Here is a 16,965-nt window from a genome sequence, read left to right on the forward strand (position 1 = left end):
AGCCCAAGGGCTGCCCGTTTTGCGTGTAACGCGCATTTAGCGGTTTAGAACGTAAGCTCCACACCGCCGTAGACGCTGCGCCCCGGCGCCGGCTCATAGTAGCGCCCGAAGGTGCCGTTCAAGCGCACGTTGGAATAGTGCTCCCGGTCGAAGACGTTGCGCAGGCCAACAAACGCATTGAGCCTTGATCGCTCGTCGAGCTGCCAGCCGTCACCGACGCGTAGGTTCACCAGCCAGTAGCTGTCCGCCTCGACCTCATTGGCGTTATCCGCCAGCAGATCGCCGATGTATTCGGTCTCGAGCGTGGCGAAGCGCTCGCCCATGCCTTCCCAGGTGAGCTGGCTGATCCAGGTCTGCTCCGGCAGGCCCGGAATGCGGTTGCCGTCGAAGTTCGCCGTAGGCGTGGCGAACTCATCGAAGGTGTAACGCGCGAGCGTCAGGGCGCTGTCGAGACGCCACTGATCCAAAAACTGCCAGCCAAGCGCGAGCTCCATGCCGTCGCGGTCGGTATTGCCAGCGTTCTGGTAGAAGGTACGCCCGCCCTCATCGAAAGGCACCAGCTCATCACGCACGCGCACTGAAAAGAGCGCCAGATCGTAGTCGAGCGCAAGCGGCGCCACGTAGCCGCGAAGCCCCACCTCGCGATTCCAGGATTTCTGCGGCTCCACACTGGGGTTGAAGCCGCCGCCGGCCGGGTTGGCGAACTCGGCAAACGTCGGCGTTTCAAAAGCCGTGCCGGTATTGAGATAGACCTGATGCTGCGGGCGGTAGCGATAGCTGAGCCCCGCCGAGCCGCTCCACTCGTTGAAGGTCTGATCGCCGCTTTGATCGCCGTCGTCAAGGTAGCGGTCGTCGACCTCGAGCTCGACGCGATCGAAGCGCGCGCCCAGCGACAGCGTGAGCCGATCCGTCAGGCCAAGGTCGCCCTGGGCGAACGCGCCGGTGGCCGTCGCGGTCTGCTTTTCGCGGGCCACCTGCTCGCCCACCGCCCCCGCGCCGCTGACGTCGTTGCGAAAGCGATCGTCTTCCTGGCGCGCGACATCCACACCGACGACGTAATCCAGCGGCAGCGTCCCGAGTTCGATGGCGTGGTGGTACTCGGCGCTGCCGCCAATATAGTCGCGCTCATAGCCCAGCCGGCTATCGCCGACGTAGGGCAGCTGCTGCTCGAAATCGCGCCGAGCGTAGAAGCCTTTCACGTAGAGCTCACCGGGGCCCGCGCTCAGATCCTCGTACTGCAGGCCAACCAGCTGCTGGTCGACGTTCTGGTGTGCGTCCAGCGCGACTGAATTGGGCGCGGCCAGGTGGCGGCCCCGGGTGACTTCGCGGGCGTTGAGCGCGCCCGGGTCTTCTGATCGCGGGTTGTCGAGCAGGTTGACGATCGCGGTCAAGGCGCGTTCGCTTCCCAGCTCGCGGCGAAGCTTGGCATTGAGCAGATACTTCTCGGTGAAGCTCTGCTCGCGGTAGCCGTCCACGTTCAAGCCCGAAAGGCTCACGTGGTGAGACCAGTCGCCATTCTGGCCACCATTTTGAAGCGAAAGCTTCTGGTAGCCGTCGCTGCCCGCCTCGACGCGCACGCTGGAACCCGGATCGCTGCGCCCAACGGCGGTGGTGATGTCGATGACCCCGCCGGCGGCGTTGCCATATAGCACCGAGGAGGGCCCGCGAATCACCTCGATGCGCTCGGCGCTGTCCAGGTCGATGGCGTCGAGCGCTGCCTGGCCATCGGGCAGCGTGTAGGGAATGCCGTCGACGCGCACGGTGATGCCGCGCACGCCAAACGGGGCGCGGGCGCCGAAGCCGCGAATGGCGATACGCTGGCCCTGGGCGAAGTTATCGCGGTTTTGCACGAACACCCCGGGCACGCGAACGAGCGACTCGTCCAGGCGCACGCGCTGCTGACCGCGCTGAATCTCGTCCTCACCCAGCGTCGACACCGCCGCCGGGGTAGCGTAGAGCTCGCGGGCGAGTCTTGGAGCGCTGACCTGGACCGGCGCGAGGGTGACCGCTTGCTCGTCGGGGGTCGTCTGGGCCAATACGGGCTGGACGCCCATGGCGCTTGCCAGAAAAAAGGTGGGCGGCAGCAATATCTTCATGGGGCCTCGATGGGTTAATGAGCGCAGTAACGCTTGGGCACAAGGCCCGGCAATAGAGAAAGAAGCGCAGGATAAGGGGTCAGGCTAGAGATGGCGAGTCGTCGGGGCAAACTTAAATAGCCGACGCTATAAACGTTAAACATTCGCACACTGCCTCAAGGGCAACTACACTTTTCGCTAAGCCGAGCGACAGGCCGTTGCTCGTTTATTGAATAAGCATTGGAGGCTTTATGGCCCTGACCGCCACCGACCCGATCAAGATACTTTTCGCCATTTTGCTGCCCCCGCTGGGCGTCTTCATGGAAGTCGGCTTTAAAGGCCATTTCTGGCTCAACATTCTGCTGACGCTGTTTGGCTTCATTCCTGGCATCATTCACGCGCTTTACGTGATCTTGAAGTACTGATCCTCACCCGCCGGTGACGAGATCGAAAAAACGGGGCGCCTTGAGCGCCCCGTTTTTTGTTCGAATTTTCATTCAGGCGTCGCGGCTGCGATCATGAGGCTTCAAGCGTCTCGTCATGAGTCTCCTCCACCACCCCATCGAGCGCCTCGCCTTCGCTGCGCGCGACCAGCGCCGTGCCGGTCAGATCGCCGGTCACGTTGAGTGCGGTTGCGCCCATACCCACCAGTGCGTCGATCGCGGTCAAAAGCCCCACCACTTCGATGGGCAAGCCCACTTGGGTAAAAACGGTGGAAATCATGATGATCCCGGCGCCGGGCACGCCGGCGGTGCCGACGGACACCAACGTGCCGATCAGCACGATCTGCACCATGCTGGCGAAATCCAGCGGCGCACCGATGACGTTGGCGGCGAACACCGCTGAGATCGCGATGCGAATGGCGGCGCCATCCATGTTCATGGTCGCGCCCAGCGGCAGGCTGAAACCGTAGATGCTTTTCGAAATGCCCAGCCGATGCGCCGCGTTCACCGTCAGCGGCAGTGTCCCGGCGCTACTTTGCGTGGCAAACGCCGTGGCCAGCGGCGTTCGTGCCTCGCGAAAGAAAGTGCGAAGGCGCACGCCGAAAAAGCGTAGCGCCACGCAGTAAAGCGCCAGCTGCACGGCCAGCGCCATGTAGAGCACCAGCACCATATCGCCCAGCGCCAACAGCGTGCCAAGCCCTTGCTGGCTCACGGTGCCGGCGACGATGGCGAATACGCCGATCGGCACGACGTGAAGCACGCCCGCCATCACTTTGAGCGTCACCTCGTTCAACGCCTGCAGCACTTCGTAAAGGCGCTCGCCCAGCGCGCGCTGGTGCGAGGTCTGACGCATCTTCAAAAGCGCGATGCCGAACACCAGCGCGGTGAAGATGATGCCCAGCATATTCAGCTCGACGAAGGCGCCGAACAGGTTGCTTGGCACGATGTTCAAAAGCGCCTCGACCACGCCCGGGTTCTCCGGCACCGAGAAGCTCATGCCCTCCTGGGGCGTGGCGTTGCTGCCCGGATCGAACAGCGAGGCCACGGCCAATCCCACGACGATCGCCAGCGCCGACGAGGCGAGATAATAGAGCAGCACCTTGCCGCCGATACGCCCAACGCTGCCTTCCTGGGATTGATTGATGCCCACCATCAGCGTGAAAAGCACGATCGGTACGATCAAAAAGGTCAACAGGCGCAGCAGCAAATCGCCAAGCGGTGAAAGCCACGCGATCAGCGTCTCGCCGCCGAACAGCCCGGTGAGCACCCCCAGCACCAGCGCGATGCTGACGCGCAGAATCAACGAGGTGCGCAGGTAGCCCTGCAGTAACGTTTTCATGATTCTTGCCCCAACTTGCTCAAATGAATACCGCCTCGCGGGCGAACCCGGCTGGGCGGGAGTATAGACGCCCTGGCGCGCTTTAACTCTCACCAGGCGTCACGCACTCTTTCAGTAATGTCTCCAATGCGTCATCCCGGGCCGCGTAATAGACCAGGCGCAGGTGGTGCTCGTCGTCGATGGTCAATGAAATATGCTCGACCTCCACCGCGCCGAGTGGCGCCACGCTGAGCGTGCGCACGCCCAAACAAGGCCCATGGATCTCCTGGTCCGGCCACCAGACGCGAAACTCCTCGTCGACCTGACTGAGCGTCTCGACCAGAGCATTCAGCGCCGGGTCCGCCGGGGCGCGGGCAGCGTCGCGCTTGAAGCTTCCCAGCATCTGCCGCGCTTGGGCCTGCCAAGGGTCGAACAGCGCGCGGATGGCCGGGTCGGTGAACAGCAGCCACAACAGGTTGCGCGTTTCAACCGCGTGGCGGGAGAAGCCAAACAGCGCATCGGCGGCGGAATTGAACGCCAGCACGTCCCAGCGCAGGTTGAGTACGTAGCTTGGGCGGGTCGGCAGATCCGCCATCAGCCGGTGTACCAGCGGCGGCACCTCGCACCAGGTCTTGCCGGGCTCCGACGGAAGCCGCTGGTGGGCCAGCAAAAACAGATGGCGCCGCTCGGTCGCATCGAGCTTGAAGATGCGCGCCAGGCGCTCGAGAAAGTCGCTCGAGGCGCGAATATCGCGGCCCTGCTCGAGCCAGGTGTACCAGGTCACGCCGACGCCGGCAAGGGCGGCCACCTCTTCACGGCGAAGCCCGGGGGTGCGCCGGCGCGCGCCGCTGGGGAGCCCCGCCGCCTCAGGGGCGATACGCTCGCGGCGGCTTTTCAGAAACGCGCCGAGCTCGGGGCGGGTACGCGCAAGCGTTCGTGTCTGGACCACGCGGATACCTTTTGTAATAGCATAAAGGATTAAATTGTACCCCTTTAAATCGCGCTTCAATATGGCGGCGTTCATTTTTTCACGCCCGACCGGAGCGCCCATGTCCCTCTCTTCTCGATCATCCTTTTCATCGTCAGACGCTACCCGTTTTTCGACGCGACTCAGCGTGGCGCTGATCGCGTTAGGCGCGTTTGCCTTGGGGGTGGCGTCCTACGTCACCGCGGGGCTGATACCGCTGATCACCCGGGAGCTATTCATTCTCGATGCGGCGGCGGCCCAGCTGGTCACGGCCTTCACACTGGCCTACGCCGTGGGCTCGCCGGTGGTCGTGACGCTGCTGCCTGGCCGCTGTCAGCGCGAGGGGCTGATCGCTGCGCTGGTGGTGTTCGTGCTGGCCAACGCGCTCTGCGCGATGAGCACCAGCTTCATCGCACTGCTGATCTGGCGGGGTGTCGCCGGGGTGGCAGCAGGCGTGTACCTGGCACTCGGCATTGCGGCAGCGGGCGCCATTTCACGCGAGGGGCGTCGCGGCCAAGCGCTGGCGGTGATCATGGGCGGCATGGCCAGCGGCACGGTGCTGGGGGTGCCCCTGGGCCTGGCGCTGGCCGAGCGCCTCGGCTGGGCGGTGGCCTTCTGGCTCGTAGCAGCCCTGGGGGCCATCGCCACCGCCGGGCTTGTCATCAAGCTGCCTCGCCTACCCGCCCCCGCGCCAACGCCCTTGCGGCAAAAGCTCGCCATGTTGAAGCATCCGCCAACGCTTGGCATTCTGAGCGTGTCGCTGCTGGCGGCGATCGCCAGTCTTGGCATGTATACCTTTATCGCGCCGTTCATGGCCGCGCCCGCCTTCGGCGGCGTCTCGTCTATCGCGCTCTATCTATGGGTATGGGGAGTGGGCGGCATCGCAGGCAGCTTTCTGATCGGGCCCTTCGTCGACCGCTACCTCGAGGCGCGCGTCACCCTGGTCATCATGCTAGTGCTGACGATGGCACTGATCGCCCTGCCATTGGCTGCGGCCCAGCACCCGCTAATGGCACTCTTACCCATCGCCTTGTGGGGCGCCGTGGGATGGGCGCTTCAGGTGCCGCAGAACAATCGGCTCATGCAGGTGCGCGCCCCTCATGGCGATGCGCATTTGGCGGTGGCGCTGAACGAGTCCGCGCTCTATCTCGGCAGCGCCCTGGGAGCCGGTGCCGGCGGGCTGATCCTCACCGGCGGGCTGTCGCCCTGGCATCTGGCATTGGCAGCGGCCGGCGCTGCCGCGCTGGGTGCTTTTTTGCAACTCTTGCTCCTTGCCAGGGCGCACCGGCGCTGAGATCGCCCGCCGCCTGATGGCTTGCCGACCAGACGTGAAAATAAATGCAAAAAGGCTTTGACGCGTCGCGCCAATCGTGACACTGTGTGGCCAGTGGTTAGCAAGCAGCATGGTTTCAGAAGCGTACGATCTTTTCGGCAGCCTGATATTGTATTCCTTGTTTCACCCGCCACTTCATCTGGGTAATACCAGGAACGTTATAACAGCGCACATTGCGCGAAAGGATTTAGACATGGCAACTGGCACAGTTAAATGGTTCAACGACACTAAAGGTTTCGGTTTCATCGCTCCTTCTGACGGCGGCGACGACCTTTTTGCTCATTTCTCCGAAATTCAAGCTGACGGCTTCAAAACTCTGCAGGAAGGTGCAACTGTATCTTTCGACGTAACCCAGGGTAAAAAAGGCCTTCAGGCTTCTAACATCAAGCAGACTTCTTAATCTTTTAGATTAGACTGTTTGAGCGGGCTCTAGCCCGCACTAAAAGGCCCGCTCATGCGGGCCTTTTTGCGTTTGGGCGCTTCCCTCCAGCGCCCGTTATCACGCCCTAACCCACCGCTTGATCACCACGTCGATCGTCAGCGTCAGCGTCTCGAGCGCCTGCGCCCTCTCCCGCCCTTCACTGCTGGCCCGGTAAAGATGCGGGGTCATCGCCAAGAGATCGGCAATCTCCTCGGCGCTTTCCAGCGTAAAGCGGTCGCTGACACGGCGCGTGCTAGCGTGCTCGAATCCAGCGGGCGTCGGGGCATCATCTGCGCGCGGCGCCTTGAGGCGGGGATAAATGATTTCGCGCAGCTCGCGCAGATGCTCGGGCCCGGCCTCGACCTGTAGCCAGACGCCGCCGGGCTTCAGCACGCGTTCGAACTCGCTCGCCACGGGAAAGCCGAACATGCACAAAAGCCGGTCGAGGGTTTGGCTCTGCACCGGCAGGCTGGCGTTGCTACCGACCGCCCAGCGAATGTCCAGCACCGGCGACGGCGGGCGGCTTTGCCGGGCGGCGGCGAGCACTGCCCACTTCGAAATATCCAACCCCATCAGCGAAAGCGCGCCGTCAGACGCCTGCGCCAGACGGCGCAGGTAGTAGCCTTCCCCGCAGCCGGCGTCCAGACACGCCAACGGTTCGTTCTCTGACGCGCCTTCGAGCGCCGCGGCGCTGACCGCGTCGGCGATGACCTGATAGTGGCCGGCCCCCAGAAAGCGCTGACGCGCCGCCACCATGACCTTGCTGTCGCCGGGGTCGACGGAGCGCTTTTGCTGCACCGGCAAAAGGTTCACGTGGCCCTGTTTGGCGATATCGAAACTGTGCCCCGCCGCGCAGCGCCAGGCGCCGCTGACAAGAGAGAGCGGCTGACCATCGAGCGGGCATGCAAGCGATTGAAACGGAGTCGTCGACATAAAAGTGGCTCTTCATGGAAGGAGATGTGAACCCGGCACGGCGCCGAACTCGAAAACGTGGCCCTGTCGCCCGTCGGGTGAGCCAACCGGGTTAGCCAACCGGGCTTAAACGCAAAAGGGCTAGCGTATCAAAAAGCTGGCCAAAAAGTGGCGCCGTCCTACCAGGCGAGCACGTCATATCGAGTGCGAAAAGCGCGCAATCACTCGAAAAGCTTGCACCCGGGGCGCGCTTAAAAGAAAGTCTAGGCACTTCGAAACGACGAGGCTGACTCTTCATGTGGCACGTGTTAAGCGTCCAGGGCGTTTGGCCCTACCTGATCGCGATCTTTCTCAACGCCTTCATCGATCTGGGCCACAAGGTCGTGATTCAGAACACGCTGTTCAAAAGCGTCGAGGGCGGCGCCCAAATCGCGCTTACGACGCTGTTGAACGCGTTGATTCTGCTGCCATTCATCGTACTCTTCATGCCCGCCGGCTTCGCCGCCAGCGCCTTCGCTCGCGTGCGGGTGTTGCGGGCGTTTGGCTGGCTGGCGCTAGGCATCTCGCTTGCAATCACCGCGGCCTACTACGCCGGGCTTTTCTGGCTGGCGCTTACGCTCACGCTCTTGCTGGCGATTCAGTCGACGTTTTACTCGGCGGCGAAGTACGCGCTGATCAAGGGCCTGTTTGGCAAGCAGCGCCTGGCCGAGGCCAACGGCCTGGTGCAGGCCATCACCATTGCGGCGATTCTGGGCGCCACCCTGGTGTTCACCGCGCTGTTCGAACAGCAAATCGGCGCAAGCGTCGCAACGCCAGGCCAAGTACTGGCCGTCGTCGCACCGCTTGGCTGGCTACTGGTAGCGGGCAGTTTGCTGCAGGTCGTGGCGCTTTATCGCCTGTCGCCGGATCAACCGGTGCAGCCGGCCGGGCGGCGCCAGTACAAGCGCACACTGAGCGCTAGCTCGATGCGCCAAAGCCTTCACCGCGTAGCGCGCCAGCCGGTGCTGCGTCTTTGCATCATCGGGCTTGCCACGTTCTGGTCCGTCGGCCAGGTGCTGCTGGCCACCTTCCCCGCCTACGCCAAGGGAGCGCTGGGCGTCGAGAGCACGCTGGTTTTGCAGGGCATTCTCGCCGCCAGCGGTTTGGGCATCGCGCTCGGCTCGGCGCTTGCCAGCCACTTTTCGAAAAACCGCCTCGAAACCGGGCTGATTCCGATCGGCGCGCTCGGCATGGCGCTGGGGCTTATGTGTTTGCCGTTCATCACCTCTGCCTGGGTCCAGGCGCTCAACTTCGTTTTCCTGGGCACCATGGGCGGGCTCTTCATCGTGGTGCTCAACGCGCTGATCCAGTTTCACGCCGAGGAGCGCGAGCTTGGTTACGTGCTGGCGGTGAGTAACGCGTTCCAGCACCTGACCATGCTCGGCTTTTTGATCGTCACTGCGCTGATGGTGATGGCCGGACTCGATAGCCGCTACCTGCTGGTGCTGATCGCCGCCGTGGCGCTGCTGGGCGGCGCCTACACCCTGGTGAAACTCCCCCAGAGTCTGGTGCGCTTCGTGCTGAGCTTTCTGCTCACCCGCCACTACCGGGTCTCGGTTCAGGGTCTGGAGCACCTGCCCTCCCGCGGCGGGGTGCTGCTGCTCGGTAATCACATCAGTTGGATCGACTGGGCGATGGTGCAGATCGCCTGCCCCCGGCCGGTGCGCTTTGTGATGCTTAAAAGCGTGTTCGATCGCTGGTACCTGCGCGGCTTTTTGAAAGCACTGGGCTGCATTCCGATCGAGCGTGGCGAAAACGCCGAGAAGGCGCTGGAGGCGGTGGCGGCCCAGCTCAACGCCGGTGAGGTGGTGTGCCTGTTTCCCGAAGGCGCGATCAGCCGCACCGGCCAGCTCGGCGCGTTTCGCCGCGGCTACCAGCGCGCCTGTGAAAAGGCCAACCCGGACGTGGTCATCGTGCCGTTTTATCTGCGCGGGCTGTGGGGTAGCCAGTTCTCGCGCTCCTCCGAGCGGCTCAAGACCCTACGCCAGGCGCCGCTTCATCGCGCGGTCGTGGTCGCCTTTGGCGAGGCGCTGCCCAAAAACACCCCGGCGGACGTACTCAAGCGGCGCATTTTCGATCAGGCGACCCGCTCCTGGCATCACGCCCTTGAGCATCTCGATACCCTGAGCGACGCCTGGATCAAAAGCGTCAAACGCCGCCCGAAGGAGTCGGCGCTGATCGATACCGCCCGCCGCTCGCTCAGCGCCCGCCAGGCGCTGGGCGAAAGCCTCATGCTCGCCCGCCGGCTTGCCCCACTCAGCCCCCAGGCGCCGCTGGGGCTGCTGCTGCCCTTGAGTATCGACGGCGTGCTGACCACGATGGCTGCGCTCACGGCGAACAAGACGCCGGTGCACCTCGACCCCGAGGCCGCTGACGTTTTCAAGGCGGTGCTCGCCCGCGCCCATATCACCACGATCGTCACCTCGCGCGCGTACATTGCGCGCCTTGAACGCCGCGGGGTGGACGTCACCGCTTTACTTGCCGACCGGCAGGTAGTGTATCTGGAGGAGCTGGTGCCCGGGCGAGGCGAGCGCATCAAAACCGCGCTGGCGATCAGGTGCCTGCCGGCCTGGGTGCTGATCGGCCTTTACAGCCGGGCACGCCGGCCAGGCGCCACGGCGGCCATCGTGTTTACCGGCGACACGCCCGAGCGACTCAAGGGCGTCAAGCTTAGCCACCGTAACCTGATGGCCAACGTCAAGCAGCTCTCGGATGCGCTCAACACCGAGCACGGCGACGCCATCATGGCAAGCCTTTCGCCGTTCAACGCCTATGGACTGACCGCGACCCAGCTTTTACCGCTGATCGAAGGGCTACCGCTTGTGTGCCACGAGGAGCCCAACGACAGCGTCGGTGTTGCCCGGGCGCTCGCCCGCTACCGGGTCAGCGTGCTGTGCACCAACGCCTCTTTTTTGCGCCGGCTGACGCAAAGCGACGACGTGCATCCGCTCATGCTGGAAAGCCTTCGCGTGGTGGTGGCCGGCGGCGAGCCGGTGGACGGCGAGCTCAGGGACGCCTTCGAGCGCAAGTTCCGCAAGCTGATCCTCGAAGGCTACGGCGTGACCGAAGCCGCCCCGGTCGCCACGGTCAACCTGCCGGACGCGCTCGACGTCAACTACCTGCAGGTGCAGCGCGGCGCCCGGATGGGAAGCGTCGGCATGCCGCTGCCCGGCACCAGCATCAAGATCGTCGACGTCGATAACTTTCAAGAAAGGCCCACCGACGCCGTCGGCCGAATACTGATCAGCGGGCCTCAGGTAATGCAGGGCTACCTCAACGATGAGGCGAGCACGGCCAAAGCGCTCAAGGAGATCGACGGCGACATCTGGCTTGTCACCGACGACGACGGCTACCTGGATGCAGACGGCTTTTTGACGCTGGTGTCATCGGCGACTTCGAGATAGCCGCGCGGCTCGCCTGCGCGAATTTTCTTCACGCCATGCGCGGACTTTTCCCGATGGATTAGCGCATCGCGATGATCTAAATTACGCGCATTGCGATGACGCACCTCCCGGGGGCGTAGCCCCCATATCCTCGATCTACAAGGAGAGTTCGAATGACCAATCCCGCCATTGATGTTTTCGAAAATCGTCGCAGCCAGTACGCGATCGGCAAGGAGATCCCGCTGAGTCAGGATGAAACGTCCGAGCTGATTCAAAAGGCGGTGAAGCTGGCGCCGTCGTCGTTCAACTCGCAAAGCTCGCGCGCAGTCATTCTGTTCGACGAGGCGCACGGCCGGTTCTGGCAGATCGTCATGGATACGCTGCGTGAAATGGTGCCGCCGGAGTCCTTTGACTCGACCGAGAAGAAAGTGAACGGCTTCGCCGCTGGCGCCGGCACGGTGCTCTTTTTCGAAGAGCAGGATGTGATCAAGAATCTGCAGGAGAAATTCCCGCTCTATGCCGACAACTTCCCGGTCTGGTCGGAGCACTCCACCGGCATCGCCCAGTTCGCGGTGTGGACGGCGCTGGCGGAGGCCAACATCGGCGCGAGCCTGCAGCACTACAACCCGATCATCGACGAAGCGGTGGCTAAGGAGTGGAACCTGCCGCCCACCTGGAAGCTTCGCGCGCAGATGCCGTTTGGTTCTCACGAAGGCGAATTTGGTGAGAAAACCTTCATGGACGATAACGAGCGTTTTCGCGTTTTCGCCTAGGCTCTGTCTAAAAAAGTGCCTGCGCTCGCCTACTTTTCAGCCAGACCTAAGCGCTGACGCGACCTGCAGACCTAAAAAAGCCCCGCCGGCGCTCGCCGCGGGGCTTTTGCATGGCGCGCCGGTCAATCGTCGCTTTCCGGCTTGGGCGCGGAGGTGGCCATGATGGTCTTCTGCATTTTGGCGCCCTCGCCCTTGGCGATATCCTCACGGCTCACCACCATGATGTCGCGCGGCCACCATTCGGGATGATGATCGCGGATGAAGGTCAGCATCTTCTCCCTGAGCTCGACCTCGGTGTACCAGCCCAGAAGCGGCTCGGAGGTGACGAAGTAGCAGGTCAGGGTTTGCTGCGAGCCGTTTTGCGCCGTGACCGCGCACATCAAGCGGTGGTTCTCGACCACGTGCTCCTGCTGCTCGGCGTACTCCATGAACTTCTTGCGCAGGGTATTGATATTGGCGCTGATATGCAGCGTCAACTCCACGTAGCGGTAGAGCTTGGAGCTTTTGACCGAGAGGTTCTCGAAGGGTTTGGAGACGAAGTAGGTCACCGGCACGATCAGGCGTCGCTCGTCCCAGACCCGCAGGCGAATGTAGGTGTAGAAGATTCCCTCGACGTAGCTCCACTGCCCCTCGAACATGACCAGATCGCCCACGCGGATCGGCTTGGCGAGCGATAGCTGAAACGAGGAGAGAATGTTGCCCAGCACCGCCTGACCCGCGATACCCACCAGCACTGCCAGCACGCTGGCGGAGGCCAGAATGGAGAGCCCAAGGGTCTCGAACAGCTGGATCTGGCTCAGCACGTAGAGCGACACGCCCACGACGGTGAACAGGATGATCGCCCGGCGCGCGGCGTAGAGCGAGGTGAGAAAGCGGCGCTCGTCGCGGGATTTGGTGTCGTCGATTTCGCCCACGAGCTTGCGCGCCATGTTGAGCAAAATGGTATCGACCAGGCGCAGCGCGATGGAGCCCAGACTCCAGGCAATGACCATGACCAGCAGTACCCGAAACGTGGTCGTGGCCATGGCGGAAAACGACACCACGTAGTCCAGCATCGTGCGGGTAATGAACGACATCACCAAAAGCGACACGGGCAGCTTGATGCGCGTAACGAAGATGCTGATACCGCCCGTGGGCAGCACGTGCGCCAGGAATACGACGACCTTGTTGACGACCCAGCCGAGCGCGGCGATCAGCAACAAAAACAGCGGAATGGCGATCCACTCCCAGACCATGAGCGGGCCCAGCGACACCTTCAAGCGCTCGGGAAGCTGCTCTTCGACCCAGGAAGGGCCGAAGGCGTCGTAGAGAATCGAAATGGAGGCCACGCTTTCGGGCATGATCAGCCAGACAGGCTCCTGATCCTCGACGTGATAGCGCCCCAGACGGATGTCGTAGGTCTCGCCACCACTTTCGAGCGCCGAGATCTCGATATTCCGGCGCGGCTTACCGGCCATCGGGTTTTCGCCGGGGGAGCTTTCGATCACCGCATCCTGCCGGGCAGGAAGATTGGAGGTGGAGAGCCAGTCGCCGCGCTTGAGCACCTCGGAGAGCTGCATGGCAAGCTCGGCGCCGCGCTCGCGCTGCTCGCCAATATCGATATCGGAGAGATTGAGAATGTGCGCTGCGGCGGCGTAGTTCTCATCACGGGTCAGCTGGAGAAAGCTTCGGATCGTGTCGCGCGGCGTCACGCGGGAGACGTCTTCGGGAAGCTCGCCAAGCCCCGGGTTGATTTCATCCACCGAGAACCAGAGCCCGTCGTCGTTGCCAGCCTCCTGGGCCTGAGCCACACCGATGCACAGCCAGGCGAGCAGCGCCAACGCCTGTAAAGGCCACCACCTACTTCGTTTCATGCGAATTTCCATTGATAATACGGCCAGGCGAAAGCAGGACAACTAACGGCGGCGCTTGCTACAGTCACGACCGGTCGTACCGGCCTCGTATCGACCAGGGCCCGGTCGCAAGGGCGCAAAGCTTAACGCAACGGCGTCCAATTGGCGCGACAACATGAGTTAACCGCTACACTAAATCGTTCCAACTGCCATACCTCGCCAAGGGCGTGCGTCTGGTGTGACGATGATCGTTACCACTAAGGACATCATGGGTCTTCAAGAGATCACACTCGGCGGGATTTATATTAGCCCACTGCTCGTTTATGCGCTGGCCGGGTTTATCCTGACGCTGCTCATACGCACGCTGTTACACGTCGTGCTGTCATCGAAAGCGCTCTGGTTCGAGGCCTGGTTCGATGTATCGCTGTTCGTCATTCTCACGGCGCTGATCGCCTTCGTTTTCACCGTTTTGCCAGGGACCTTTTGATGCGCTCCTCGCTTCGCATACTGCTTACGCTGATCATGGTGGCGCTGGCCATTGCCGCCGGCACCTGGCTTTGGCGCTACTACCTCTATACGCCCTGGACGCGCGATGGCCGGGTACACGCCGACGTCATCACCATCGCCCCGGACGTCTCCGGCTGGGTCCGCACGCTGAGCGTGGGCGATACCGACTACGTCGACCAGGGCGACGCGCTTTTTCAGATCGACCAGGCGCGCTATCAGGCCGCCCTCGACCAAGCCCAGGCCGAGGTCAACCACCGCCAGGCCACGCTCGATCTTAACCGGGCCGAGGCGAGCCGGCGCAATCGGCTGGGCAACAGCCGTGCGATCAGCGAAGAGAACCAGCAGATCGCCCAGATCAACGCCCAGGTGGCCGCCGCGGATCTGGAGCAGGCCCAGGCGTCGCTCGAGGCCGCCAGACTCGACCTCGAGCGCGCCAGCGTCACAGCGCCGGCGAGCGGCCACGTGCTCAACGTACAGTTCAGTGAAGGCAACTACGTCAGCCGCGGCACGCCGGTCATGGCGCTGATTCGCGAAGAATCCTACTACGTGGTGGGCTACTTCGAGGAGACGAAAATGGCCTCGATCCGCGTCGGCGACCCCGCCGACGTCACGCTGATGCAAGGCAATACGCGGCTCAACGGGCGCGTGGCGGGCATCGGGCGCGGCATTGCCGACGCCAATACCACGCTCAACGCGCAGCTTCTTCCTCAGGTGACGCCCACCTTCAACTGGGTGCGCCTGGCCCAGCGCATTCCGGTGCGCATCGTGCTCGACGAGGTGCCAGCCGATACGCTATTGAGCGTGGGCATGACCGCCACAGTGCGTATTCACCCGGACGACGCGTAGCCCCATGTCGCCGCTCGTCAAAACCTACCTGATGCCCGAACCGGCGGCGGTGAAGTTCGCCATCAAGACTACGCTGGCGATGATGCTGGCGCTTTACGTCGCCTTCATGTTCGATCTCGAGCGCCCCTATTGGGCGCTGATTTCCGCCGCCTTTCTTCAGGTACGGCCGATGAGCGGGATGGTGATCGAGAAAGGCATCTGCCAGCTCGGCGGCACCTTCATCGGCGCCGTGGCCGGTATCGTCATCATGGCGCTGTTCGCCCAGGCCCGGGTACCGGCGATAATAACGCTGACGCTCTGGATCGTGCTGTGTACCTACGTAGGCTCGCTTTGGCGCAACAACTACACCTACGGCTGCCTGATGGCGGCGGTGACCGCGATGCTGATCGTGGTGATCGCCGGCGGCAGCACCCCGGCCGGCATTTTCGACGTGGCGGTGGCGCGGATGACCGAGCTGGGTCTCGGCGCGATTTGTGCCACCCTCGTAAGCTCACTGCTGTGGCCCTCCAGGGTGGGCCAACATCTCGCCGACCAGGCCGATACGGTCATCAATCGCGCCTTTTATCACGCCGCACTGCGCCTTGAAACGAGCGACGATCGGGACGAGCTGCTCAGGGCGCTGCGCGAAAGCCTCGGCGCGCTAACCCAGCTCGAAACCGACAGCCAGGCTGCCCGTTTCGAGGGCCCGGAAGGTCCCGGGCGCATTCGCGCCTCCCACGTACTCACCCGGCGCACGCTGCGGTTTTTGGCGAGCCTTCACGCGCTGGACCAGCTGTTGTCCGATCATACCGAACGGCTGGACCCTCAAAGCGTGGCCATCGCCCGCGAGCTTGCCCAGGGGTTCACCGACGCCGAGCACGTCCAGGGCGTGGCCGGCGCGCGGCGCTATCTGCAGGCGCTGCGGGGCCAGGTACACGAAAGCGATGACCCCACACTTGCACCGCTGGACCGGCGACTGCGGCTGGGACTACGCGAAGTGCTGGGCCACGCGATGATCATGCTCGACGCCCGCGAAGCCATCGCCTCCCCCGGCACTTACACGCTCAAGGCCGGGCCCCTGGCCTGGCACCGTGACCGGCTGGCCGCCCTGATCAACGGGCTGCGCTCGGGGCTGGTATTCGCCGGGCTTGCGACGTTCTGGATCGTAACGGCTTGGAATAGCGCCATGGTGGCCATGATGCTCGGCACGCTGTTCTCGGCGTTTTTTGCCAGCAGAGACAACCCGGTGGCCATTACCCTGATGTTCTACAAGGGGATGCTCGCCGCCATTCCCAGCGCGTTCCTGTTCGGTCACGTGCTGCTGGCCCAGGTGCATGATTTTCCGTTGATGGCCGTGGTGTTCGGCACGCCGTTATTTTTGGGACTTCTGGGCGCGGCCAACCCGGCCACCATGGGGTACTGTCTGGCGTTCACCATCTTCAACATTCTGCTCACCATGCCGGGCAACGACATGGACTTCTCGTTTGACAGCTTCGCCAACCGCGCGGTGGCGGCGATCATTGGCCTGACCACGGTAGTCACCGCGTTTCGCCTGCTGCCGGGGCTCGGCACACGCCTTCGAAGGCGGCGTTTGATTCGCGCAATCTCCCGGGATATCCACGGCCTGCGCCGGCGCTCGATCACCCAGGGCGAAACCCGCTTCAGCGGCCATATGGCGGACCGCCTTTTGCAGCTCGCCCAGCACGACGACGTGCTGCCCCAAGAGCAGCGCCACCTCTTCGCCCTCGGGCTGACCGGGCTCGATGTCGGCACGGCCATTTTGCGCCTTCGCCACCGCTTCGACAGCGCCGATCATCCGGCCATCCAGAGTGCCCACCAGGCGCTGCTCAAGGCCCTGGCCCTGGGCTTCGAGCAAAGCGCCCGGGGCCACAGGTTCGAAGGCCTCGAGGCAGCGGGCGAGGATCTGAAGGCCGCTTTGCAAGCGCACACCGACGATAGCCCGGGGCGGCTGGCGCTATTGACCGGGCTCATCGAGCGGCTGTCGCTTTCGCTCGACCGCCTGGCCGATACCATGGCGGCCCCGGCGGATCGTGCAAGCGACGCCCCGACCGACGCTAAAAACCCGGCATGAGCGTGGCAACGTTGAGACGTTCAGCGAACTTTTAGCCGCCCTGCT

13 protein-coding genes are annotated in these 16,965 nt (G+C 63.3%); 8 read left to right on the plus strand and 5 right to left on the minus strand.

What is annotated here, in order from left to right; genetic code table 11:
* Positions 1-44 precede the first annotated feature (44 nt).
* On the minus strand, positions 45-2,096 hold the full coding sequence (locus RN347_RS12985) for a TonB-dependent receptor (RefSeq protein WP_311958493.1): 2,052 nt from the start codon (positions 2,094-2,096) through the stop codon (positions 45-47).
* 230 nt (positions 2,097-2,326) lie between these two features.
* Between RN347_RS12985 and RN347_RS12990 the strand changes: the two genes are divergently transcribed.
* The gene (locus RN347_RS12990) at positions 2,327-2,500 is read left to right on the plus strand and encodes a YqaE/Pmp3 family membrane protein (protein WP_263586384.1); all 174 of its coding nucleotides are present in this window, start codon (positions 2,327-2,329) and stop codon (positions 2,498-2,500) included.
* Between the two features lie 91 nt (positions 2,501-2,591).
* Here RN347_RS12990 and RN347_RS12995 read toward each other — a convergent pair whose 3' ends face one another.
* Entirely contained in the window at positions 2,592-3,857 is a 1,266-nt protein-coding gene (locus RN347_RS12995) for a dicarboxylate/amino acid:cation symporter (RefSeq protein WP_311958494.1), read from the minus strand.
* 82 nt (positions 3,858-3,939) lie between these two features.
* Entirely contained in the window at positions 3,940-4,785 is an 846-nt protein-coding gene (locus RN347_RS13000) for a helix-turn-helix transcriptional regulator (RefSeq protein ID WP_311958495.1), read from the minus strand.
* Positions 4,786-4,885: 100 nt separating this feature from the next.
* On the opposite strand from RN347_RS13000, the gene RN347_RS13005 reads away from it, so the two are divergent.
* Together RN347_RS13005 and RN347_RS13010 are read left to right on the plus strand one after the other, a co-directional pair.
* Positions 4,886-6,097: an MFS transporter gene (locus tag RN347_RS13005; protein WP_311958496.1), complete on the plus strand. Its 1,212-nt coding sequence runs from the start codon at positions 4,886-4,888 to the stop codon at positions 6,095-6,097.
* Between the two features lie 232 nt (positions 6,098-6,329).
* On the plus strand, positions 6,330-6,536 hold the full coding sequence (locus RN347_RS13010) for a cold-shock protein (RefSeq protein ID WP_252106441.1): 207 nt from the start codon (positions 6,330-6,332) through the stop codon (positions 6,534-6,536).
* A gap of 99 nt (positions 6,537-6,635) precedes the next feature.
* Here RN347_RS13010 and RN347_RS13015 read toward each other — a convergent pair whose 3' ends face one another.
* Positions 6,636-7,490 carry a putative RNA methyltransferase gene (locus tag RN347_RS13015; protein ID WP_311958497.1) on the minus strand — a complete coding sequence of 285 codons (855 nt, stop codon included), beginning with the start codon at positions 7,488-7,490 and terminating at the stop codon, positions 6,636-6,638.
* A 275-nt stretch (positions 7,491-7,765) separates the two neighbouring features.
* On the opposite strand from RN347_RS13015, the gene RN347_RS13020 reads away from it, so the two are divergent.
* Positions 7,766-10,912: an MFS transporter gene (locus RN347_RS13020; RefSeq protein WP_311958498.1), complete on the plus strand. Its 3,147-nt coding sequence runs from the start codon at positions 7,766-7,768 to the stop codon at positions 10,910-10,912.
* A gap of 152 nt (positions 10,913-11,064) precedes the next feature.
* Positions 11,065-11,664 carry a nitroreductase family protein gene (locus RN347_RS13025; RefSeq protein ID WP_263586378.1) on the plus strand — a complete coding sequence of 200 codons (600 nt, stop codon included), beginning with the start codon at positions 11,065-11,067 and terminating at the stop codon, positions 11,662-11,664.
* Positions 11,665-11,786: 122 nt separating this feature from the next.
* Here the strand turns inward: RN347_RS13025 and RN347_RS13030 are convergent, their stop codons facing one another.
* Positions 11,787-13,517, minus strand: a complete 1,731-nt coding sequence (locus RN347_RS13030; protein WP_311958499.1) for a mechanosensitive ion channel family protein — start codon at positions 13,515-13,517, stop codon at positions 11,787-11,789.
* Between the two features lie 223 nt (positions 13,518-13,740).
* Here RN347_RS13030 and RN347_RS13035 point away from each other — a divergent pair, with 223 nt between their 5' ends.
* Genes RN347_RS13035 through RN347_RS13045 form a run of 3 tightly spaced genes read left to right on the plus strand, consistent with a single transcriptional unit; the run spans position 13,741 to position 16,920 of the window.
* A complete protein-coding gene (locus RN347_RS13035; protein WP_311958500.1) occupies positions 13,741-13,983 on the plus strand; it encodes a DUF1656 domain-containing protein in 243 nt (80 codons plus the stop codon).
* Positions 13,983-14,849 (plus strand): HlyD family secretion protein, encoded by an 867-nt coding sequence (locus RN347_RS13040; protein WP_263586375.1) that lies wholly within the window; start codon positions 13,983-13,985, stop codon positions 14,847-14,849. Before RN347_RS13035 ends, RN347_RS13040 begins: the two co-directional genes overlap by 1 nt.
* Positions 14,850-14,853: 4 nt before the next feature.
* On the plus strand, positions 14,854-16,920 hold the full coding sequence (locus tag RN347_RS13045) for an FUSC family protein (protein WP_311958501.1): 2,067 nt from the start codon (positions 14,854-14,856) through the stop codon (positions 16,918-16,920).
* Positions 16,921-16,965: the final 45 nt, after the last annotated feature.

The sequence above is a fragment of the Halomonas sp. PAMB 3264 genome (assembly GCF_031954245.1).
Taxonomy (GTDB): Bacteria; Pseudomonadota; Gammaproteobacteria; order Pseudomonadales; family Halomonadaceae; genus Vreelandella.